The 23332-nt window shown below is 44.3% G+C and carries 19 protein-coding genes and 2 tRNA genes; 7 read left to right on the top strand and 14 right to left on the bottom strand.

The features are described 5' to 3' along the window. Positions 1–126: 126 nt before the first annotated feature. From CCC71_RS00925 to CCC71_RS00915, 3 genes are read right to left on the bottom strand one after another with little or no spacing between them, the layout of a single operon-like run. A complete protein-coding gene (locus tag CCC71_RS00925; RefSeq protein ID WP_021842267.1) occupies positions 127–1899 on the bottom strand; it encodes an ABC transporter ATP-binding protein in 1773 nt (590 codons plus the stop codon). Further along, the gene (locus tag CCC71_RS00920; protein ID WP_156704361.1) at positions 1896–3704 is read right to left on the bottom strand and encodes an ABC transporter ATP-binding protein; all 1809 of its coding nucleotides are present in this window, start codon (positions 3702–3704) and stop codon (positions 1896–1898) included. Before CCC71_RS00920 ends, CCC71_RS00925 begins: the two co-directional genes overlap by 4 nt. A gap of 21 nt (positions 3705–3725) precedes the next feature. Further along, the gene (locus CCC71_RS00915) at positions 3726–5189 is read right to left on the bottom strand and encodes a hypothetical protein (RefSeq protein WP_156704359.1); all 1464 of its coding nucleotides are present in this window, start codon (positions 5187–5189) and stop codon (positions 3726–3728) included. A gap of 231 nt (positions 5190–5420) precedes the next feature. Here CCC71_RS00915 and CCC71_RS00910 point away from each other — a divergent pair. Together CCC71_RS00910 and CCC71_RS00905 are read left to right on the top strand one after the other, a co-directional pair. Next, positions 5421–5509 (top strand) — tRNA-Ser (locus CCC71_RS00910). 577 nt (positions 5510–6086) lie between these two features. Next, complete coding sequence (locus CCC71_RS00905; protein WP_021842270.1) at positions 6087–6635, top strand: helix-turn-helix domain-containing protein; 549 nt, start codon at positions 6087–6089, stop codon at positions 6633–6635. A gap of 64 nt (positions 6636–6699) precedes the next feature. Here the strand turns inward: CCC71_RS00905 and CCC71_RS00900 are convergent, their stop codons facing one another. The 10 genes from CCC71_RS00900 to CCC71_RS00855 all read right to left on the bottom strand — a co-directional run bounded on the left by CCC71_RS00900 (position 6700) and on the right by CCC71_RS00855 (position 15455). Then, positions 6700–7449, bottom strand: coding sequence for an aminotransferase class IV (locus CCC71_RS00900; protein WP_021842271.1), 750 nt, complete (start codon positions 7447–7449; stop codon positions 6700–6702). After that, positions 7433–8893 carry an aminodeoxychorismate synthase component I gene (gene pabB / locus CCC71_RS00895; RefSeq protein WP_021842272.1) on the bottom strand — a complete coding sequence of 487 codons (1461 nt, stop codon included), beginning with the start codon at positions 8891–8893 and terminating at the stop codon, positions 7433–7435. The genes CCC71_RS00900 and pabB overlap by 17 nt, the downstream gene beginning before the upstream one ends. Beyond that, a complete protein-coding gene (locus CCC71_RS00890; protein ID WP_021842273.1) occupies positions 8886–9476 on the bottom strand; it encodes an anthranilate synthase component II in 591 nt (196 codons plus the stop codon). Before CCC71_RS00890 ends, pabB begins: the two co-directional genes overlap by 8 nt. Positions 9477–9674: 198 nt before the next feature. Continuing rightward, positions 9675–9765: transfer RNA gene (locus CCC71_RS00885), tRNA-Ser, on the bottom strand. Between the two features lie 139 nt (positions 9766–9904). Continuing rightward, a complete protein-coding gene (locus CCC71_RS00880; RefSeq protein ID WP_226974452.1) occupies positions 9905–10564 on the bottom strand; it encodes a radical SAM protein in 660 nt (219 codons plus the stop codon). Next, positions 10551–10889 carry a 6-carboxytetrahydropterin synthase QueD gene (queD, locus tag CCC71_RS00875; protein ID WP_021842275.1) on the bottom strand — a complete coding sequence of 113 codons (339 nt, stop codon included), beginning with the start codon at positions 10887–10889 and terminating at the stop codon, positions 10551–10553. The genes CCC71_RS00880 and queD overlap by 14 nt, the downstream gene beginning before the upstream one ends. Positions 10890–10900: 11 nt before the next feature. Beyond that, entirely contained in the window at positions 10901–12130 is a 1230-nt protein-coding gene (locus CCC71_RS00870) for an LL-diaminopimelate aminotransferase (protein ID WP_295244713.1), read from the bottom strand. A gap of 505 nt (positions 12131–12635) precedes the next feature. Then, positions 12636–13403: a hypothetical protein gene (locus CCC71_RS00865; protein ID WP_021842277.1), complete on the bottom strand. Its 768-nt coding sequence runs from the start codon at positions 13401–13403 to the stop codon at positions 12636–12638. Further along, positions 13400–14803 (bottom strand): sensor histidine kinase, encoded by a 1404-nt coding sequence (locus CCC71_RS00860; RefSeq protein WP_156704353.1) that lies wholly within the window; start codon positions 14801–14803, stop codon positions 13400–13402. The genes CCC71_RS00865 and CCC71_RS00860 overlap by 4 nt, the downstream gene beginning before the upstream one ends. Then, complete coding sequence (locus CCC71_RS00855) at positions 14781–15455, bottom strand: response regulator transcription factor (protein ID WP_006555394.1); 675 nt, start codon at positions 15453–15455, stop codon at positions 14781–14783. The genes CCC71_RS00860 and CCC71_RS00855 overlap by 23 nt, the downstream gene beginning before the upstream one ends. A gap of 603 nt (positions 15456–16058) precedes the next feature. Here CCC71_RS00855 and CCC71_RS00850 point away from each other — a divergent pair. The 3 genes from CCC71_RS00850 to CCC71_RS00840 are packed head-to-tail and all read left to right on the top strand — an operon-like array spanning position 16059 to position 19613. Further along, on the top strand, positions 16059–17777 hold the full coding sequence (locus CCC71_RS00850; protein WP_021842279.1) for an FAD-binding protein: 1719 nt from the start codon (positions 16059–16061) through the stop codon (positions 17775–17777). Position 17778: 1 nt separating this feature from the next. After that, positions 17779–18735, top strand: coding sequence for a succinate dehydrogenase/fumarate reductase iron-sulfur subunit (locus CCC71_RS00845; RefSeq protein ID WP_021842280.1), 957 nt, complete (start codon positions 17779–17781; stop codon positions 18733–18735). Beyond that, positions 18735–19613 carry a CoB--CoM heterodisulfide reductase iron-sulfur subunit B family protein gene (locus CCC71_RS00840; protein ID WP_296332651.1) on the top strand — a complete coding sequence of 293 codons (879 nt, stop codon included), beginning with the start codon at positions 18735–18737 and terminating at the stop codon, positions 19611–19613. Before CCC71_RS00845 ends, CCC71_RS00840 begins: the two co-directional genes overlap by 1 nt. Positions 19614–19761: 148 nt before the next feature. On the opposite strand, the gene CCC71_RS00835 is transcribed toward CCC71_RS00840, so the two are convergent. Continuing rightward, a complete protein-coding gene (locus tag CCC71_RS00835) occupies positions 19762–20439 on the bottom strand; it encodes a lactate utilization protein (RefSeq protein ID WP_021842282.1) in 678 nt (225 codons plus the stop codon). 807 nt (positions 20440–21246) lie between these two features. On the opposite strand from CCC71_RS00835, the gene CCC71_RS00830 reads away from it, so the two are divergent. Beyond that, positions 21247–22764 (top strand): anthranilate synthase component I family protein, encoded by a 1518-nt coding sequence (locus CCC71_RS00830; protein ID WP_021842127.1) that lies wholly within the window; start codon positions 21247–21249, stop codon positions 22762–22764. Beyond that, on the top strand, positions 22748–23320 hold the full coding sequence (locus CCC71_RS00825; RefSeq protein WP_021842128.1) for an anthranilate synthase component II: 573 nt from the start codon (positions 22748–22750) through the stop codon (positions 23318–23320). Before CCC71_RS00830 ends, CCC71_RS00825 begins: the two co-directional genes overlap by 17 nt. Positions 23321–23332 lie beyond the last annotated feature (12 nt).

The raw sequence follows: 23332 nt of genomic DNA, 5'->3' as shown, positions 1-23332 counted from the left end.
CGGGATTGTTCCGAGGTAATAACCTTGGAACAATCCCGTTTTACTTTATAAGTCTATACGTCCTACCGCCGATAAGGCCTTGTCCGTATATAGAATCTTTTATTCAATTGCATTTAGAATGCATGTTTACACCGTCATCCCCTTGGCGTAGTTTTCATACAATTCCGTATAATAACCACCCTTAGCCAAGAGTTCTTGGTGAGTACCCTGCTCAACGATTTGACCGTTATTCACAACGAGCAATAAATCGGCGTCACGAATGGTGGATAATCGATGGGCGATGACGATACCGGTACGGCCTTTTAAGAGTTGATTCATCGCTTTTTGCACTTCCACTTCTGTACGCGTATCAACGTTGGCGGTGGCTTCGTCAAGTACGAGAATGCTTGGGTTAACCAAAAAGGCACGAGCGATCGTCAGTAATTGGCGCTGCCCTTGCGAGAGGTCATCGGCACCATTTTTTAAGATCGTATCATAGCCTTGTGGCAAGGTGCGGATAAAATGATCCGCCATGGCCAGTTTCGCAACATGGATAATTTCTTCCCGCGTTGCATCCGGCTTACCGTAAGCGATGTTTTCAGCAATGGTGCCTGTAAAAATCCACGTGTCTTGCAATACCATGCCGATTTGACGATGCAAAGCTTCGCGGCTTAATTTGCGAATGTCCGTACCGTGAATAGTAATGGTACCGCCGGATATTTCATAAAAACGCATGAGCAGGTTAATGATTGTGGTTTTGCCGGCCCCCGTAGGGCCTACAATAGCTACGACGTGGCCGCTGGGGATTTCAAAGTTTACATCCGTCATAAGCGGTTTATCGTCGCTGTAACCGAAGTTCACATGACTAAATTCAATGGCATTAGTACTTGATGCGGCGCCCGCAACAGAGTTAGGCACGTCTTGTAAGGTTCCTGAGTCATCCTCCATCGGAGCGTCCAGAATCTCGTAAATACGACCTAAGGCGGCGTGTGTTTCTTGAAATCGGGTTAAGATGTAGGAACTGCGCGAAATCGGGTCGGATACTTGTGTTACGTAGAGGAAAAAGGCTTGGATGTCACCAAGGGTGATATAGCCGCGCAACACGAAGAGACCGCCTTGGATGGCAACGAGGACGTAGCCTATTTGGTTGATGAAGTTAACCAACGGCATGATGAGCTGCCCCATAAAACCGGATTGTCGTTCACGCGTAAAGAGACGTGTATTTAAATCCGTCATGTGGTCGGTGGAGACTTTTTCAAGACCAAAAGACTGTATGATTTGCTTGCCTGAAATTAATTCTTCAATGCCGCCGTTCACAGCACCTAAAGCCTCTTGATTGCGCAGGTAGATAGTGCGCGCTTTTTTAGACGTAAAGGTTAAGCCGAGAACGCCGACGATGATAACGCCGAGAATAATCGCAGCCAGGAGCGGACTAATCCAAATCATCATGGCGACGGCACCGACGATGCCGATAAACGATGAGATGAGGCCCGGAATGCCTTCACGGAGCGTTTCGCCGACGGAGTCTAAGTCACTCGTAAGGCGACTTAACATATCGCCACGGTTGTGTTGATTGAAATAGGACATCGGTAAATGATGAATCTGATGGCTTACGCGGCTGCGCAAAGCTAATACCATGCGTTGTGCACTGCCGGCGATGATAAATTCACTAACGTATGTGAATACGGCGTGGCAGCTGTAAAAAATGATGAGTAGAAGGACTGTATCGATTGTACCGTCTAAAATGGCGTTGATTTCACGGTGCTGTTCGAGGCCCTGAACGATGGCATCGACAATGTCACCTAAGAGGCGCGGGGCGATAATTTCAAAGCTCGCGGCTAAGATTAAGGCTATGGTTAGAAAACCGAGGCGCCACCACTGACTGCGTGAGTCCAGGAGGAATCGTTTGACCAGTTTCATAGTGCCACCTCCTGTGATGTTACAATCTGCTGATAGATTGGGCAATGAGCCAAGAGTTCTTCGTGCGTGCCTACGCCCATCGATTCACCCTGGTTGATGACCAGGATTTTATCGGCTTTTCGGGCGGCGCTGACCTTCTGTTCAATAGATATGAATGCCCTGCCGGAGGTAATGCCATCGCTGTTTCTATTGCCGTTGCTATTGCTAATCTCCTCGGCTACGGCTTTACGCACTTGCTGTTCGGTGATGCCGTCCAAGGCAGAGAAACTGTCGTCAAAAATTAAAAGACGAGGTTTACGAACTAAGGCACGAGCCATGGCGAGGCGTTGGCGCTGACCGCCGGATAGGTTGGTACCGCCTTGAGCAAGTTCGTGCTCATAACCGTCTTCGAAACGGCTGATAAATTCATGGGCGCCCGCTAATTTTGCCGCTTCTTCAATATCTTCACGTGTCAGCGGTGCATTCGAGGCTTGGCTTTTGCCAAATTCTAAATTCATGGCAATGGTACCGGTGAAAAGATAGGCTTTTTGCGGCACATAGCCGATTTGTGAGCGCACATCTTCAATGGGTTGGCTAAAAATTGACTGACCGTTAAAGAGAATGTCGCCACACTCGATAGGATACAGGCCTAAAATGAGCTTGGCCAAGGTACTTTTGCCGGAACCGATGTCACCCATGATAGCCAGCGTTTCGCCGGCGTTGAGGGTGAAGGAAATATCTTTTAAGGCCGCTTCTTCCGCATCGTCATAGCGGAAGGTAACATTGCGAAATTCTAACAGTGGTACTTGGCCGGAGATACTTTCCGTTGCATGTAAATAAACGTTATCAGTTACTGTATTTTGCTTAGAACTAACTGTCGGGTTTTCAGAATGAACTAATAACTCTCTAATACGTCGATAGCAAATAATGGCTTCCGGCACGTCGAGAAGCACGAATACAGCCATAATGAGGTTCATCAAAATGAGGGTGGCGTACTCGATGATGGCCATAATATCACCGATTTGGAGCACACCGGAGTCAATCTGATAGCCGCCAAGCCAGAGGATAACCACGGTGCTCATGTTGAAAATAATGAGGATACTGGGCAGTCCGATGGCGTAGGTGCGGGCCAGACGAGTTTCCTTGTTGGATAATTCCGTGAACATGCCAATTTCAGCAGCTTTTTCATCGTCCGTGCGATTAAAAGCTCGAATCACGGACATGCCGATAATATGGTCGCGCACGAGGTCGGTCAGTTTATCTAATTGCTGCTGAACGGCCATGACGATAGGGAGGGCCCGTTTTTGAATGCTTATCATGAGCACTACCATGATGACCATGAGGCTTAAAATGATGAGCCCCATTTCGAAGCTTTTGTAAAAAGTGAGTCCTAAACCGACTATAATCATGAGCGGCATGGGGAGAATCATATTGATGCCTTTGGCGAGGACGGACTGGATTTTTTCCACATCACGGGTGGCACGCATGAGCAAGGTGCCGGTGCCGTATTTTGAAAAATCCGACAAAGAGAAGTCCTGCAACGCCTGCACGAGTTGCTGCCGCAGGTTGAGGCTGACGCGTGACGCAATATGGGCGGCCAAGTATACGGCGCTGAGTGAGCCGATGACGGTTACCAAAGAGGCGGCGAGCATGGCAACGCTGAGGCGACTGATGGCGTCCAAGTCGCCTTGCAAAACGCCTTCATTAATGATGCTGGCCGTTAAAGTCGGCACAGTAAGCGCACTGACTACATGAATTAAGGAGAGCAGGCAGGCGCTTAAAAAAGCCCATTTTACGGGGCTTAAATAAGTTGTGATAAATTTCATATAAATCGTTCCTTTGGGTAATTATTTTACAATTTTTACCGTATGACCGTTAGTATGGATATTGCTGTTGGTTGAATCGTCGTTGTTAAGTTCCGTCAGATAGGAATCACCGGTTACATTCCACACAGAATCCTTGCTAAGGCTTAAAGAAGCCTGTTTAGCGCTGTTGTTCGGATTGATGGCACCGGTAAATGTGGAGTTTTGCGAAAGCTTAATGTCCAGCTTGCTACCGCGGTCGGCTAGTATATCGCCGTTAATGGCCTGTTGATTGGCTTGTAAACGTACTTGGCTGTTAGTGTTGCCGGTGCTGTTGATAGCCGCCGCTGCACGATTTAGGTCGGATGTATCGCCCGTGCCGGATAGTACCTGCAAGAATGGAGCACGGCTCGGTTGGCTGATAGTATTGCCTTGGAGTTTTATTTGGGCTTTAGCACCGAGAATGGTAAAAAGCGGCGTAGAGCCCGTTTCGGTGAGTCGGCTTTGGTTAATGGTGAGCTTGGTCGTCCCTTTTTCAGCGGTGCCTAAATCGGTTTGATATAGGTAAAAACCATTGGCTCCTTTTAGCTGTGAATTGGTAAATGTCACGTCCGTATTGCCTTCCAAAAGTCCGAATGTGCCATTCGATGCTTCACCGTTAATAGCATTCAACTTCATCGTGCCGGTTGAGCTGATGAGGGGGCTGTTTTGGCCGTAAGTACGAAGGGTGACGCCATCAGCAGTGAGGCTACTGTCGACTTTCGTTGCGGTGGCGAGGGCCGGACTTTGAGAACCGTAGGTGCTGATATTACTCTGCTTTAAGGAAATTTCGGCACCATAGGCAGCACCGATGCCTTGGGATACGCGGTTATTCGTGCGAATCGTTAAATCCTTAGCGGTAATTTTTACTTTCTTACCGCTACCAACGATGCCGGAAGCGCCGTCGCCGTTGGTAGTGATAGTGCTGTTTTCAATCGTGGCCTGACTATATGGCGCAACTAGAAGAGCGGCGTTTTGACCGCGCCACAGGCTGAGACCTTCGCTGTCGCTATGACCGGTTTTAATGAGTTCCGCTTTTTTCACTTTCGCCTTGCCGGTTTTCTGTACTAAAATTACATTTTGATTATTCTGGTTATTGTTGAGAGAATTTTTAAAAGTCTTTGAGCCGTTCGCTACTTTAGTGGCTTTAAACTTGTAGTTGTTGTCCACTTTTTTGCCTTTTTTCACGGCATCATCGGAATCGCTTACGAGACCCAGTAATTTGCCGGCCGCTTTAATCGGATTAAGTGACGGTAACGAGAAAGAGGGGATGATTTTGGCGGCGATATAGGCGTTAACCGGATCTACTGCATGTACGGAATTGAGCGGATAGGCTGATGCGGACATGGCTAAGGCAATCGTCATTATAGCGGCAATAGCTTTGCGTTTATGATTTTTACGGGCAGTGCCGGAAGTATTGGCGGTATTTGATGAGTTTGTATTTGTTTGATTTTTATTTGTGTATTTCATGGAGCTCCTCAGATGTGTTTAATTCGTTTATTAAACTCGAGTAAATTTCACATAATAATTATAAATTTCGATATGTTAATTATAGCCTGTTTTAGCTGAGAGTACAAAGAAAACTTTGATGAAGTAAATAGGAGGATTACAGGATTTACGGTACGTTTCAGCGGAAAGTTGCGGTAAGGGCTTGATTTGTTGGACAAAACACGGTAATATATTAAGGTAATAGTTTAATTTGGAGAGGTGTCCGAGTGGTTTAAGGAGCTGGTCTTGAAAACCAGTGACTCCGCAAGGGGCCGTGGGTTCGAATCCCACCCTCTCCGCCATAAGAAAATATAAATCCCTTATAGAGCTAAATAGTAGTTCTATAAGGGATTTTGTGTTAATGGGGTATTCCTGCTTTCTGCATGATTTGAATATAAAGAACACATATTAACATTGTTCGTAGTAGCTAAGACTTTTTCTTGATAGGTTTAAAGGCGCCTATTTGTTTATATCCGGGCAATTGATATGAACATTAAGACGCCTCTTTTATAAAAACCTATAGTATGTTAGAATAAAGGTAGTTAATTCAATTAAAAACTTTGTTTTTAGCCGTTTAGTACGCCAATACTAGACGGTTTTTTCTTTTTCTTAGTGCAGTCAATTGTATATATGAGACCTCCTTTTTCAAAAAATCCCTCATGTATTACTGACATTCTTTTAAATACGTTTGCTCTAATATCATCTCCTTCTTTCTTAAAATTAGAAAATCCTTTAAAATGTAACTAGTTATAATAGCCTTTCTATAATCATTTCGGCTATAATTGGATTATAACATACTTTATGTTAATTGTCGATTTAGAATTGATTTTACATAAAAAGTAATTTGAAATAGATTTTTGGAGATAGGGAGATTAATAAATGTTTATATGCAAGCTAAGCAAAATTTTAAAAGAGCGGAATCTGAAAAAGACGTCATTTGCTTTGGACAATGGTTTCCCCAAAACTTTTATTGAAAACTTGGTAAGCAATAAGTTCCGAGATATTAATATGGAATCATTGGAACGGGTTATGCAGATTTTGGATATAACCAGGCTCGAGGATATTTTAATCTACGTTCCCTATGAAATAGAGATTGGAGATACCTATGAGTCCAAGACACAGGAAGAAAGTTATGTATTGGGCTTTAAGGATATTTCTATTGATGTAATTTTAAAAAATAAGGAGGGCGCCAAGACGCTGACGACGTTGATTCGGATTCCTCATGGCGAGATGCGCAGTAATGTTATGCTCCTTTCTATCGGTAGTATTGAGGATATTGTAGAAAGGGATAAGTGGCTAGACTTTTTTAATGAGTATGATCCTTACTTTTTATATTATGTATTGGCAAGGGTTGCCGAGCAGGCGCGAAAAGAATTTAAAATTAAGAATTTTGTAACGTCGAGTAGCTTACAAATTAATAAAAAATAGGCGAGAAACTAAACACCCCTGCAGATTTAGGTTTGCAGGGGTGTTTAATTTAATTGAGTTAAATTTAATTGTAGTTAGGAAAAGGTCGCAATCTATCTTGCAGATAATTTTGGTATAAGGTTCCCGTCATTGTCTGTGCTGAGGCCGGGAATTCGTGAGTCCCAAACTGACGTACCGGCATGATGCCCATGAGGGAATTGGTAATAAAACACTCATCGAAGGAGCCGATTTCATGAGGAATGATGGTCTTTTCAACTACTTCATAGCGCTGACAAAGGTAGGCCCGGACGATGCCCGGCAAGAGGCCGGCCTCGATGGGTGGTGTATAAAGTCGGTCGTTTTTTATAAAAAAGAGATTGCTTACGGATCCTTCCGTAAGTTCGCCGCGACTGTTACAGAAAATCGGCTCGTCGATGCCTGCCTTAGCAGCTTGTCGCTTGGCTAAGATGGATTCACCGTAATTAAAGGTTTTGTGGTAGACAAAAGGGGATGATTCGTTACGGCGAATGTCGGACATGGCGAGGACAAAACCCGGACGAGACGGTAAATTCTCATAGGGGTTAGCTCTTACTGTGAAGCTTAGATTGTTAGCTGACACCATGATTTTAACAACGCCCATGCCGTCACCATTTTTGTTTAAATAAATTTGAAGCTGCTGTTGCCAATCGTCAGGTAGGGTGATGCCAAGCCAGTCGAGTGTGCGGCGTAGGCGCGCTTCGTGGGCTTCTAACCAAATTGGCTGATTGTTTACGAGGGCTATGGTTTCGAAGGCACCAAGGCCAAACTGATAGCCGTCATCAAAGGTAAGGTTCATAATCAAAAGTTTCTCCTTTCAAGGCACTGAGTAAGGCCTTTGCCTTTTGCCAGATTTCTTCATATTCAAAGCCACGTTCCGATTCGGCGGTAATACCGCCACCGACACCGATATAGTACGAATCGCCTTGGTGGACGGCCGTGCGGATGACGATGTTGAGGTCGCAGTTGCCGTCGAGGGATAAGTAACCGATGGTGCCGGTGTAGAGTTGGCGACGGCTCGATTCCAGTTCGTCGATGATTTCCATGGCCCGTCTTTTTGGCGCGCCTGTAATGGAGCCACCTGGGAAAAGTGCCGAGAGGGCATCGATGGCGGTCTGATTCGGTTTGAGCGTGCCAATCACGTTGGCGATTAAATGGAAGACTGTGGCATACTCTTCTACCGCAAAGAGGTCGGGTACGATAACACTGCCGGGCTCACAGATTTTATTGAGGTCATTTCGCTCCAGATCCACAATCATCAAGAGTTCGCTTTGGTCTTTTTGCGATTCGGCCAGTTCTTTACGAAGCGCCGCATCTTCCTCGGCTGTTTTGCCGCGTCGGCGAGTTCCTTTGATCGGACGGGTTTCAATTTTTTTGCCGTTGATGCGAAGCAATCGTTCCATGGAAGCACTGATTATCTGATAGGAGTCGTATTGCAGGTAGGCTCCGAAAGGCGACGGATTATCTCGGCGCAGCCGGCTAAAGAAGGTGTACGGCGGGCACTGACAATCGACGGTCAACGTACCGGTAAAATTGGTAACATAAACGTCACCGGCTATAAGGTAGTCCATCAATTTATGAAGGGCCTGAGCATATTCATCCGATGTGCTGTCCGGATGAATTGCTAGGGGATAAGTTTCTGCCAGTGATTGTGACTTGAAGTTAGCCATCTTCGCGGCGATAAGATCCTCCATCTTTTTCAAAAGAACGGGAGCCGGTTCGGTATGACCGTTAGCGATGAACCAAAGGGAGTGATCTTTTAAATCTTCTATGATAAAAAAGTCGTAAAAGCCCCATTTCATATCGGCCATGGTGACCTTCGTTTCGTGTTGCGAGGTAAGTCCCATTTCTTTCATGCCGTAATCATAGGTAACATAGCCGATGGCACCGTCTGTCAAAGGTAGGTCGGTATCGTTTTTACGGTAATGATTTTGCAAGTAGGTCTTGAGATAGTCTTCGGCGCTTCCCGGATGGGCTTTGCCGTCCACATAAAGGCACCCGTTTTCAACTTTTACCTCGTGATAAGGTACGAGACCGATGATGGAATATTGACCGAGGTTGTTTTCTAAGGATGAGTCGAGAAAGGCGGCGTTCTTTTCGTCGGCAAAGAGGGTGAAAATATCACCGGCGCTATAGGGCAAAGTTGAACGGCAAATACAGGCTTCAGCCTCTGTTTCAATCATGGTGTCGCCAATAGATTCCGTCATTGTTTTAGTGACGTTTTTTATCATGGCTTCAGGCATGGGGGTGACCTCCTTCTTCGGCACGACGGCAAAAGGCTTGGATTAATTCAGAGCCATATTCTGACAATAAGGCTTCCGGGTGAAACTGCAGTCCGAAGAGCGGTAATAGTTGGTGTGACATGGCCATAACGGCCCCATCGTCGCTGATGGCATCTACGTGATAAACGGGCGGCAAGGTGCTTTTTTGGACAACCAGCGAATGATAGCGGGTCACGTCAAATGTTGTGGGCAGACCTTTGAATAAGCCGGTTCCTTCATGATGAATGGCCGTAATTTTGCCGTGCATCGGCTTTTCGCCGCGTACCACGGAAGCCCCGGCGTTATGAGCCAGGATTTGCATGCCCAAGCAGACGCCGAGAATAGGCATCGTATTTTTAAATTCACGTACAATATCCAAGGATTCTTTGGCATCGGCAGGCCCCTTGGGGCCGGGCGAGATGATGATGCCGGTAGGTTTCATAGAAGTAATTTCATCCACCGTAATGGTGTCGCAGGGGCGCACCTCGACTTGGCGTCCCGTTTCGGCCACCAAGTTGGCCAGGTTATAGGTAAATGAATCATGATTATCGACGATGAGATACATAATAGCTCCTTATATGAAAAAAAGGATAACGATGGCAGCAAAAAACTGCACAGTCGTTATCCTTAAAGGCCCGTAAACTGTAAGTGGAAAATTCCTTTTATTAGTATATCATATTTAGCTCTTTGACTAAAGTTTTTACTATGATTGTTTTAAATAAAAAAGCCCTACAAACCTAGGTTTGTAGGGGTGTAATCTAACTGGCGGAGGATTAGGGATTCGAACCCTAGCGACGGTAACCCGCCCTAACGATTTAGCAAACCGTCCTCTTCAGCCTCTTGAGTAATCCTCCATATCTAATTACTAAAATATCATATCATTAGTAGAAGGCACTTGTCAAGATTTTGTAAATAATAGTTGTAAATTTTATTAACTCTTTTAGGATTAAATTGCTTAGCAATTAAGCTATTGCCGTCTGGTGTTTTTAGTTTTTAGACGCCTTTAGCATCGGGATCCCAAATGAATTTGTGGATTTGTAATTGCAAGCGAATCTGCTGCAGATTATTTTTCAGTAAATACGCTACGATTTCTTGCGGGTCGATTTTGCCAAAAACGGGGGATACGAAGATATGTCCTTTCGGCTTTTTAGTGAGCACGATTTCTTTCATGCGCTGTAAATCGCCGTAGGAGCTGACTACGAATTTCAATACATCTTTATCCGTCATGGCTTCACATAATTTAGGGTGCATGGACTCTTCGGCACTCGAATCGGGACATTTGTAATCGTAAGTATAGAATACATTATCTCGCTGGAAGGGAGCAATAATGCTGCCGTTCGTTTCGATGTTGAACTCATAGGGACCAAACGGCGTTGTTTCACGGCTCAATACATCGATGAGCTGTTCTACTTCGTCGGCTTGCAACAAGGGTTCGCCGCCGGTAATGGTAATGTAGCGATTCCCCATTTGGCGCAACGCATCCGCTACGTCTTCCACGGATTGTACTTCATAGTCTACTTCGTCGCCGTAGCTGTACGTTGTGTCGCAATAGACACAACGTAAGTTGCAGTCGTAGAGTCTTAGAAAGGAGCAAAGGGACCCTTGGCGGGTACCTTCACCTTCGATGGAGCTGAAACGCTCAATCACGTTCATAAATCGCCACATTCCCTTCCGATTCCTGAACAACAACTTTGAAGCATTTTTCACCCAATTGGTCGGCAATCCATTTGGCCATATTTTCGGCGGTCGGATTGATATCGCCCATAACATCGTTCACGTGTTTGTGATCGAGTTGGCCGTGAATCGCTTCTTTGATATGACCGAAGTCAATTACCATGCCGTTCTCATCAAGCTCGGCGGCGCGTGCATGAATGTGCACAATCCAGTTGTGACCGTGCAAGTTTTGACACTTGCTTGGGTAGGTCAATTTCAGCTGATGAGAGGCACTGATTTCTAGTTTTTTTACTACTGTAAACATGTATACCTCGCTTAAAATTGTAATGTTTTAATTCGCTCAATGGCACGCAATGTGTTTTCACGACTGCCGAAGGAGGTGAGACGTAAGTATCCTTCGCCGCAAGGGCCGAAACCGGCACCCGGGGTGCTTACGATATGTACTTTTCCCAATAAAAGGTCGAAAAACTCCCAGCTTGTCATGCCGGCCGGAACTTTAAGCCAAATGTAAGGCGCATCAACACCGCCGAATACGGTGAGTCCGATGGCAGTAAGGCCTTCGCGGATGATGCGGGCATTTTCTTTGTAGTACGCAATGGCTTCACGTGTTTGACGATGGCCTGCTTCAGAATAAACGGCTTCGGCGGCACGTTGAATAATATAAGGAACACCGTTGAATTTAGTGCATTGTCGACGATTCCACATAGGGTTTAAGGCCTGTTTTTGACCGTCTGCCATATTGACCGTTAATTCCTTCGGAACCACTGTATAGGCACAGCGTGTGCCGGTGAAGCCGGCTGTTTTGGAGAAGGAACGGAATTCAATGGCTACTTCGCGAGCCCCTTCGATTTCGTAAATACTGTGAACTGTGTCTTCACTGCTGATGAAGGCTTCGTAGGCGGAGTCAAACATGAGCACCGTATCATTGGCTTTACACCAGTCAACCCATTCTTTAAGGCGTTTGCGGCTCAAAACGGTACCGGTCGGGTTATTCGGGCAGCAGAGGTAGACAATGTCTACATGTTGATTCGGAAATTCCGGCGAAAAGTTATTTTCCGCATTGGTTGGTAAGTAGACGATGTTTTCAAAACGGCCGTCTTTGAACTGACCGGAACGTCCGCCCATGACATTGCTGTCGAGATACACCGGATACACCGGGTCGGTAATGGCAACTACGTTGTTGGCACTGAAGAGCTCCTGGATGTTGCCCACGTCGGATTTGGCTCCGTCGGAGATAAAGACTTCGTCAATGTCGAGGTTGATTCCGAGTGGTTTATAATCGTGATCGACAACGGCTTGACGTAAGAATTCGTAACCTTGTTCCGGGCCGTAACCGCGAAACGTTTCGGCTTGACCCATTTCGTCAACTGCTTTATGCATGGCTTCAATCACGGCAGGTGCTAATGGTCGTGTTACATCCCCGATGCCTAAGCGAATGATGTCGGCATCCGGATTATTTTTCTGAAATTCTGCCACTTTGCGAGCAATGTTAGCAAATAAATAGGAACTTTGTAGGTTGGCATAATTTTCGTTGATTAGAGCCATGGTGAACCTCCTTGAAGCTTGGGTACAACTGAATTAAAATTTATAAAAACTACATTATATAGAAATTTATAAATTTAATAGTAACATTTTACTATATATGAAGCCCCTCTGCAAATAATGGCCTGTAAAGACTTTGTCAATAAGGGCTAATAGTAGTGTATAAATATTTGAAAATAAAGAAAAACAGGAATCCGGGGAGGGATTCCTGTTTTTCTTGTAAGGGGAGTGTTAGTGTTAATCAAATGAAATCTTGATCACCTATATTGGCTGAACAGGGAGGGTTCAGTATCAATATAGTTCCCTGTAATCAATGATGGAGGTAATTCGAATGGGGTATCGAAATTACCATTCATTTGATGATATAACTATACGTCATCAAAATGAACGCAAAATGAACGTTTTTGAGTTTTAATGACTTTTTTTGATAAAATTTTCAGATTAAATTTAATAGTGATAATTAGTAGTAAAACACATGTACTATGTGACTTTAAATTATCCTAGAATCTTAGTGGAAAATAGATTTTATAATATGTCCATTAACCCCGTCGATAATTAAATCATAGGTCAAACTGGAGCGTTTGGCTGTAATTTTATACAACGGATGCTTTAATAATTCTTTAGGCGGAGTCCGCGTGAAATCATTAATTTGTACGCCCTTGGCTAATTCGTCAATTGGGGGATGCTCACGATCGGTATTACTCTCATTCGGTTTGATAAGCGTTCTTTCGCTTTCCAGCGGCGGTTTTGGCCCGGCTGCAGCTATTGGCGGCGGCACACGAAGAGGCGGCAATGAGGCCACATTACTGTTTTCGGCTGTAGCCGGCAAGTTTAAGTTCTCATGGCTATCAGACGAATCGGCAGCTTGTCCGTTCATGGGCTTATTTGTCGAAGAATCTGCATTTTTATCATTAGGCATCATTCCTTGGCCGATAGGCGGTCCCGGTGGAAAGGGCAGATCATCAAAGGTGATTAAGGCAATTTCCTTAAATGTCAGCTCATTCAGGGGCACCCCGGTATTAATGGCCGTCAACTCTTTAATGGTATCTTCGCTCAAGAGGGTCAATTTATTGGCTTTGGCCTGGGCTTTGATCATTTCGGTGCGGGCTGCACTGACACGCATCGCTTCCTGTTGTGCCATATAATCATGGACTGCATAGATACCACCGCCGATTGCAAAAGCGGCAACAAATAGCAGTATTATACGGTGTAAAGCTCGTCGAGGCGGCTCTGCATCGTTGGATTCTACTGTGAACTGTCGCAATAATGGTTTCATGGTGTATCCTCTCTAAAGGCCTCATCGGTCATGATAGGAAATTCTAAAATAAAACTTGTTGATACATGAGGCTCACTAATTGCATAGGCTTTGGCTTGATGCAAATTAATGACATTTTTTACAAAATAAAGACCTAGTCCCAACCCTTGATTAGCTTTTTTGGTACGGGCCTGATCGACTTGATACATGCGATTCCAAATCTTATCGAGGTCGTCTTGATTAATACCTTCGCCATTATCTTTAATGGTAATACGAATGGTATTGTTTAGTTTTACGACCTGAATGGATATAGCATCTTTGGTAAATTTTATGGCGTTGTCAATCAAGTTGCCCACCGCGCGTTTTAAAAACGGCAGATTGCCGACCATGGATAAATCCGGTTGGATGGTTGCGGTTAAGGTAATATTTCTCTCTTTACAAATTCGTTGATAACTGTCGGCTACTTCTTGCATCATTTGACTGATGCTGAGCGGATCCTTCTTGATGCTGTCCATATTGTCCAAGCGGGCAATATCCAATAATTGGGTAACCATGGCGGTCATGAAACGACTTTGTTGGAAAATATGTTCAAAGCTTTCTTTAGCTTCGTCGATATTGTCGATATAGGCACGACCGTAATCGCTTTCTGCCTGAATAACGGCTATCGGCGTGCGAAGCTCATGGGATACGTCGGAACTGAACTGCTTTTCACGCTGCGAAGAGCTTTCTAAACTGTCAAGCATTGTATTGAATGTTTTAGACAGTGCGGAAATTTCGTCGTGGCTGTCTACCAGTTGTTCGATACGTTGAGATAAGTCGCGTTTTTGACCAATGTCAGCGGCTGTTTGGGTCATATTACGAATCGGTCCGAGACCACGCTTGATAATCCAATAACCGCCACTGGTGCCGATAACGAGGAATATAACCCCGCCGAGAATCAAAGAAAGCAACATAATGTTGGCCGCACGACTGGCTGTGGTAGCGGGCATTACGCCGCGAACCCAACCGTGGAAAGCCGGGTCGGCTACAGGTGCGTCATAATAATAGAAGGTAGTGTTTTTGACAGTTACTTCTTGGATGTGATGGGGAGAAATCATACTTTCCGGTGGGAAACCGTCAGGAATGACCCCTTTGACAGCCACGCCGTTATCCGTATAGAGAACGGTAAAAACACCTTCTTGGAACGGACGGAACCGGGTCAGATTGTCGGCTGTATTAATAACCCTTGATTGTAAGGTACTGCGCATTTCCGAGGCTTCCCACAGTTGCGTGAACTGCAGAATGAACACGGAGAGCATGAGTAACATTAATAAGAGAAATATAGAATACCAGCCGGTAATCTTAAGCGTTAGCGGTAAACGGCTGAAAGGGTTAAGCGAACGACCACCGGAACTTAGCTTATTCTTCCACTTTGAAAACATAGCCCACACCTCGAACTGTGTGAATTAATTTGGCTTCGTTGGCTACATCCAATTTTTTACGTAAATCCTTAATATATACATCTATTAAGTTGGAATAACTTTCGTAGTCGTATTCCCATACGTGGTCGAGAATCTGTTGACGGGATAATACGATGTTTACATTGCTGGCTAAATAATATAATAAGTCAAATTCTTTAGCGGTAAGTACTAATTCCTGGCCGTGTAAGGTAGCGGTACGGCTTTGGCTGTTGATTGTCAAAGGACCGGCTTCCAAATCATTGTGCGCATGATTGTAGCTGCGGCGGGATAAGGCATAGATACGAGCAATCAACTCTTCAAATTCAAAAGGTTTGACGAGATAATCGTCGCCACCGTGGTTCAGGCCTTTTACTTTATCTTGCAAAGTATCTTTGGCGGTTAAGAACAATACCGGCGTTTTGTTGCCTTCCTGGCGCAAGTGTTGCACAACGGTAAAACCGTCCATTTTAGGAATCATTACGTCCATAACGACTACGTCGTAGCTGGATGTATTAATGTGATCCAAAGCGGTTTCGCCGTCAAAGCAGCAGTCAACCGTCATAGATTCAACGCGCAAGCGTTTGGCGATAATATTATTTAGCATTTCTTCGTCTTCAACAAGTAAAACTTTCATACAATCACTCCTGTCTTACAGAAATAAGCCTGTTTCACAACCTCCGTCGGTGTAACAGACTATAAAATAAAACTATAAATCAATTTAAAGAACGTCTAAATTTATTATAACACTTCATAGGCATAATAATAATAGCCTTAAGTTGAAGTCAGTATAGCGTAAGGGTATGAACCCATTGTGAAGGGATAACGTTAAGGCATTAAATTTATGATAACTAAATTGTGTACCTTTGTGTTTTATGCATAGATTGGACGTTTTTCGGACGTTCTTGAAAAAATCAAAAAAAATGTGTGAAAATGATTTTCGATTAGATATTCCGTTTTTCTATCCGGCCATATAAATAAACAGAATAATATTAGCGTTTGTCTAGAAAATACATTAGTTTATGATAAATGTCGGTTTAAATACACACTAAAAATAGGGGGATTTAGCAAATGATAAAAATTATCATTTATGAGGGCTGTTTTCAAGTATGCGTATTTGATTTTGGACAAAAGGCTTTGTAAACCGCTATAATTAAAGAACAAGCTATAGGAAAGGCATGCCCAGGTACGGCGTGCCGGATAAGTCTGTAGGAAGTAGGTACAAGTTTAGGAGGTTATTATGGAACAGTATGATGTTCTAGTAGTAGGTAGCGGCGGAGCCGGCCAACGAGCAGCTTTAGAAGCAGCTCATCAAGAAGGTTTGCGCGTAGCACTTATTACCAAGATTTTCCCAAGTCGTTCTGCAACGGCTATGGCTCAAGGCGGTATTAATGGCGTATTAAACAATGTGGCAAAAGAAGACACTATTGAAGACCACATCTTCGATACCGTTAAAGGTAGTGACTATCTTGCCGACCAGGATGCTGTTGAATTCTTTATCAACCGTTGTCCTGAATTAATCAAAGAACTTGATTATTTCGGTACCCCATTCTCCCGTACTAAAGAAAATAAAATCGCACAACGTAACTTCGGTGGCCAGGCATACCCTCGTACATGCTACAGTGCCGATAAAACCGGTCATGTAATTTTGCATACGTTGTATGAACAATGCTTAAAGGAAAACGTACATTTCCTTCAAGATTGGTACTTATTAGACATCGTTAAAGCCGACGACGGTTCCGTAGGCGGCGTTGTTGCTTGGAACATGAAAGAAGGCCGTGTTGAAAAAATCGCAACTACTGCATTAGTAATTGCAACCGGTGGTGCCGGTCGTATGTATTGGACTCGTACTTCCAACCCTTACCTTTCCACAGGTGACGGTATGGCCGCATGTTTCCGTGCAGGTTGTGCTTTGAAAGACCCTGAAATGGTTCAGTTCCATCCAACCGGTCTCGGTAAAAGCGGTATCTTGATGTCCGAAGCTGTTCGTGGTGAAGGTGGTTACCTCTTGAATAACAAAGGGGAACGTTTCATGAAGGATTATGCTCCTAGCAAAATGGAACTTGCACCTCGTGACGTTGTAGCTAAAGCTATCGAAACTGAAATCGCTGAAGGTCGCGGCTGGGGTACCGGTCTTGACGCATATGTAGTAGCTGACGTTCGTCACTTACCAAAAGAAGTTATTCTTGAAAAACTTCATGGTATCCGCGACCTCGCTATCACATTCGAACATGCCGATCCATTAGTTCAACCTATTCCAATTCGTCCAACTTGTCACTATTCCATGGGCGGTATTGATGTAAAAGATTTCAAAACTTGCGGTACTGTAGTCCCTGGTTTATTTGCAGCCGGCGAAGCTGCTTGCGTATCCATTCACGGTGCTAACCGTCTTGGCGGTAACTCCTTGGCTGACGCTGTTGTATTCGGTAAAGTAGCCGGTGAAGGCGCTGTAGCTTACGTTAAAGAAAACCAAGCTAAAGACGCTGCTAAAGCTCTTAACGAAGCAGCTAACGGTTGGGAACAACGCTTCCGTGAAGTAACCGGCCGTACAACCGGTCGTCCTATTTCTGAAATTCGTGACGAAATGGCTCTTACTATGTGGAACAACGTAGGTATTTTCCGCGAAGAAAAGAAAATGGAAGAAGAATTGGCGATCTTGAATCGTTTGCTTGAAGAATATAAAACTTGCTACGTTGGCGATACTAACCGTACGTTCAATATGGCTTTCGTAAACTACGTTGAAGTAGGCAGCCTCTTAACTATTGCTAAAGCTGTTACTTTGGGCGCTATGCGTCGTAAAGAAAGCCGCGGTAGTCACCTTCGCGAAGACTATGCAAAACGTGATGATGCTAACTTCTTGAATCACACAGTTATTACACTTAAAGAAGATGGCGAATACGAAGTAGGTCAGAGTGAAGTTGTAATTACTCGCTTCGAACCAAAAGAAAGGACGTACTAAGATGAGACAGATTACTTATAAGATTCATCGTTATAATGAAGGTCGCTCCTATGTACAGACCTATTCCTTTGATTATGAACCGGACCGTACAATTCTCTGGGGCCTTCAAAAAATTAAAGATACTATCGATCCAACCTTAACATTCATCGCTGCTTGCCGTAGTGCTGTTTGTGGTGCTTGCTCCATTAAAGTTAATGGTCAGGCTATGCTTGGTTGTGAAAGCAAAATCGACGACATTACCGAACGTTTTGGCAGCGACACTATCGAAATCGCTCCAATCGGTAACTTCGACGTAATCCGCGACTTGGCAGTTGACTGGGAAGCTAAAGTTAACCGTCTTAAAACAGTTGCTCCATGGATTTTCATGAAACCTGAATTCAACCGCGACATGGGCTCTCGCCAAACTCCGGAAGATTTCAAAAAATTTGTTACTAACACAGAATGTATCCTTTGCGGTTGCTGTGCTTCCGAATGTAACAAATTGTCCGCTAATCGCGAAGACTTCTTGGATCCATATGTTTACACTAAAGCTAATCGCTTTGTTCAGGATTCCCGTGATGCTGCACCTATGGCTCACGTAAACCCTGCTTTTGAACATGGTCTTTGGAAATGCGTTCATTGCATGAACTGTATCTCCCGTTGTCCAAAACACTTAAAACCTGCAAAAGATATTTCCGAACTTCGTGCAGTAGCTACGAAAGCCGGCTTATCCAATAAAGGTACTCGCCATGCTATCGCCTTCAAACAAGACCTCATGCAGACCGGTCGCTTGAACGAAGTAACGATGAGTCTTAAAACTGACGGTCTTGTAGATTCCGCTAAACAAGGTCTCTACGCATTGCGTCTCTGGGCACATGGTAAGATTAATCCTCTTGAACTCGTAGTTCCACACAAACCTGTTCAAGGTATTAAGGATGTGCGCACCATTATTAAGGCAGCAGAGGAGGCAGAAAGATAATGAAATACGCATTTTTCCCTGGTTGTGTACTTGAAGGTGCAGCCAAAGAAGATTTTATCGCCACTGTTGCGGTTGCTAAAAAATTAGGCATTCAAATGGAAGAATTGGAAGGTTGGACTTGCTGCGGTGCGTCCCACGTTCAGGACGTTGATCCATTGGCAATTCTTTCTACCAATGCTCGTAACATTGCCTTAGCTGAAGCACAAGGCGTTCAGTTAATGACAGTTTGTAACACTTGTACTTTAATGCTTCGCGAAGCTAAAAATGAACTCGACCGCGATGAAACTCAACGCGCTCGCGTAAACAACATTTTGGGCCAAGCAGGCTTACGTTATAAAGGTACCAGCGATGTAACTCATTTCTTATGGGTATTGATTCGCGACTATGGTTTGAACAACCTTAAAGCTAAAGTTGTTAAACCTTTAAGCGGTCTTCGTGTTGCTGAATACTATGGTTGCCATCTTCTTCGTCCGCAAGAAGAAACCGGCTTTGAAGACTTCCAGATTCCAACCAGCTTGGCTGATGTAATCAAAGCTATCGGCGCTACACCAATCGATTTCTCCCGTAAACTCGATTGCTGTGGTTTCCATGCTGTATACCCTGCACATGATTCCGTTATGCAGATGACCGGTTCCATCAATGCTGATGCTGCTAAAGAAGGCGCTGATTGTGTTGTTACACCTTGCCCACTTTGCCAGATGCAGCTTGATATGTTCCAAAAAGAAGCTAAACAATATGTTCCTAGCGACAAAGATATGCCTATTATCCATATGAGCCAGTTAATCGGCTTAGCATTGGGTATCAGCCCTGCTGAACTTGGCATGACTAAACGTCATATGACAAGCACAGCTGCTTTGAACCGTTTTGTAGGTGCATAATAAGCTAAACAAACTAATACAGGCATTTGATTGATAGCTTGTGCCTATGAAGAAAGCCCCACCCGGCAACGGGTGGGGCTTTCGTTTGGTTATTAGAAGCCAAGTCAGGCTTATAGGACGAAGCGTGTTGGTTTTAGCGGCCAAGTTATTAGAAACCAAGTTCTTCGTTGACAATGATGACCTCCATAATGTCCATATTGCGCATTTTCTTGTAGTAAATGGTAAGGGCGTTGCAGATTCGATCCGGAGAGGCGCAATCATAACAATGATCCTGTTTAATGGCACATGGAGTCTTGGAGAGTTTTTTGTTTTTTACAACATTACGAGGTGCCGCTACATTACGAGCTCGATAAATGGCGGATGCCAAATCGGGGGTAATCTTATTTACGCCGAGGACGAAGAATACTTCTTCGGAACCGAATAGGGAGCAGGCTACGCGATTGCCGGTGCCGTCGATATTAACGAGTTCTCCTGTTTGAGCCAAGGCATTTACGGACGTAAGGAAAACATCACGCTGCATAGTACGAAGGGCTGTCTGACGGAAATTTTCCCCTTCTAAGGGGCGGTGAATATCCGTTATTTCCTTATTGGTAGGCTCTAAGGCTTCATAGACTTTAAGGGCTTGTAAGGTGCGGGAGTCGCCCAAGCCAACCCGTTTATTTTGAATGCGTTCTTTTAAGTAAGCCGTGGCTTCGGCGCCGGTCTCAAAATAATGCACAACAAAGTTATTGCGTGTCAGATTTTTAATGGTTGTTTCTATGTTAATAGCTGTGTAATTCGGTTCAGGATTGGTAACTGCATTAATTGTGGTGTCGGTGTTGGCCATGGGACTTCCCTCCAAAATAAACTGCGAAATATAAGGATCCTAAAATAAATACACTATATGTATATTATACCACCAAGATTGATTGTGATGTGAGAATTCAAAAAAATATATGACGCTTTAAATCCCAATTAATGCTTGTTATTAAGGTATTGGTAAAGCTTAGTTTTAAATTTTATGAAAACCTTACAAAAAAAATCTTGACATTTGACGTCATTGTGTATATTATAAATACAACCTAAGTGGACAGAGTTTCTTGTTAAAAGAACAAACTGATAAAAATTGTACATCACGAGATAACACGAAGGTAGCTTGAGGGAGCAGAGAGAAGGATTTGTTCGGCATAGGGATTGCCGGGCAATATGGAGTGAGAGACATTTGATTTTAACGGCCGCCGGGGTGGTGGCTCGTATATAACTTTATAGCGAACCTATAAACCGTTGAGACGGAGATAAAAATAAGACGTGCACTTACAGAGAGTGGAGTTAGCTGAGATTTTCACAGAACGCAGCTTATTAAATGGACCGTTGAGGGCGCTGGGAAAGAGTTATGTTAATAGCTTTAGTATACAGCGACGCGACATTGGCGTTAGCAATGAGGGGTATGTTAGTACCCTGCGAATGAGGGGGCGTTTTATTGTATGTAGAACGTCAAACAAGGTGGTACCGCGAGTATAATTACCCGTCCTTGGCATATATTTGCCAAGGACTTTTTTGTTACCAAAAGAGAGTTAGCATAAAAAGCTTGGCATGGAAAGTATTAAATGTTATAAGCGTTGGCCCAAATGATTGAGAAAAAGGAGCTGCCATTATGAATCAGTTACCATTGGAAACATTAAAAAAATACGCTGCAGATTATCCGATTGTGCCCGTATACAAAGAAATCTTTTCGGATACGCGAACTGTAGTGAGTGTGCTTAAAGCGTTAAAACGTGTAAGCAAAACTGCCTTTTTATTGGAAAGTGCGGATAACAAAGAGAACTGGGGGCGCTATTCATTCCTGGGTTATAATCCTCTCCTTGAAATCACCTGTAAGGCCGGCACGATGACGATTAAGGGCGCTACGACGCAAACCTATCGGACGACCAAGCCGAATGAAGAAATTCGCCGGGTAATGAAAGAATACCGTAGTCCGCAATTCGATTTTTTGCCCACCTTTACAGGTGGTCTTGTAGGTTACTTCGGCTATGAATACATGACTTACCAAGAACCGCATTTGGATCACGGTTTTCAAGCACAACGGATGAAGTTGATGTCCACCGGTCCTTACGATATACCAATCTTCAACGATGTGGACCTTTTGTTGTTTGATAAAGTTATTGTGTTTGATCATTATAAGAAAAAGATTATTTTAATTACCAATATTCGCACCGATGAGTTGGAAACGAATTATAACAAGGCTCAATTGGAGCTGGAAAGTTTAGCCAAATTGGTGGCGACAGGGGAAGAAGTGAATGAACCGGCCGGTAACCTCTTAACGGAATTTGAAGACGAGTTTACCAAAGAAGAATTCATGGCAAAGATTGAAACCTTACAGGAGCATATTAGAAAAGGGGATATTTTCCAAGGCGTGTTATCCATCGGACGTCGCGCACGGTTTAAAGGCAGTTTACTCAATGCTTATCGTATCTTGCGTACTACAAATCCATCGCCGTATATGTTTTATCTCAGCAGCCCGCATATGGAATTGACCGGAGCCTCACCGGAAACTTTGGTGAAGGTTCGTGATGGTCAGGTGGAAACCTTCCCAATCGCCGGAACGATGCCGCGAGGTAAGAATAAAGCGGAAGATATGGCGTATGAAGAGCGGTTGAGAAATGACGAAAAGGAATTGGCCGAACATAATATGTTGGTCGATTTAGGCCGTAATGATTTAGGTCGTGTTTGTGAATTCGGTAGTGTGAAGGTAACAGCGCTTAGAGAAATTCAACGATTCTCTCATGTGATGCATATTTGTTCCGCCGTATCGGGAACACTTCAAAAAGATAAGGATGCATTGGATGCATTAAGTGCTACCTTACCGGCCGGCACCTTATCGGGGGCACCGAAGATTCGGGCCGTAGAGATTTTGCAAACACTTGAGAAAGCACCGCGCGGCGTGTATGCGGGGGCTATCGGATATTTAGATTTTGCCGGCAATATGGACACTTGTATTGGCATTCGCATGGCGGTGGCCAGAGGCGGTTATGTAGCGGTTCGTTCCGGCGCCGGTATCGTACGGGACAGTGTACCGGCCAATGAATATGAAGAAACGCGCAACAAGGCGCAGGCTATAATCGAAGCCATTAAGAAAGGGGTAGAGGTGACCGGTTATGATATTGTTGATTGATCATTATGACAGTTTTTCCTTTAATTTATATCAATTTATCGGAACCTTGAATTCGGATATTAAAGTGGTTCGCAGCGATGAATTAACGGTACCGGAAGTGCTTGAACTGAACCCGAGTCACATCGTATTATCGCCGGGACCGGGTCGACCGAATGAAGCGGGCATTTACGAAACATTGATTCCGGCCGTGGCCGGTAAAATTCCGCTCTTAGGTGTTTGCCTCGGTCATCAGGCCTTGGCGGAAAGCTTTGGCGGTACCGTAGGTTTTGCCAAAACGGTAATGCACGGCAAGTCCAGTGAGGTTAATATAATTAAAGACTCCAAGTTGTTTGAAGGTCTGCCAAAGCACTTCGAAGCGGCGCGCTATCATTCTTTGGCGGTAGATAGAGCAAGCTTACCGGAAGAGCTGGTGGTTACAGCGGAAACGGCGGACGGCGAAATCATGGCCATGGAACATAAATCAGGACCGCTATACGGCGTTCAATTCCATCCGGAATCGATTTTAACACCCCATGGCATTGAGATTTTAAAGAACTTTTTGAACATGAGTGTATAAGTAAATTACGAT

Origin of the sequence: Veillonella sp. LMAG:90 (assembly GCF_008679445.1) — a bacterium.
GTDB lineage: Bacteria > Bacillota > Negativicutes > Veillonellales > Veillonellaceae > Veillonella_A.
The sequence above is the reverse complement of the archived record's forward strand: the minus strand, read 5'-3'. Positions and strand labels throughout refer to the sequence as shown.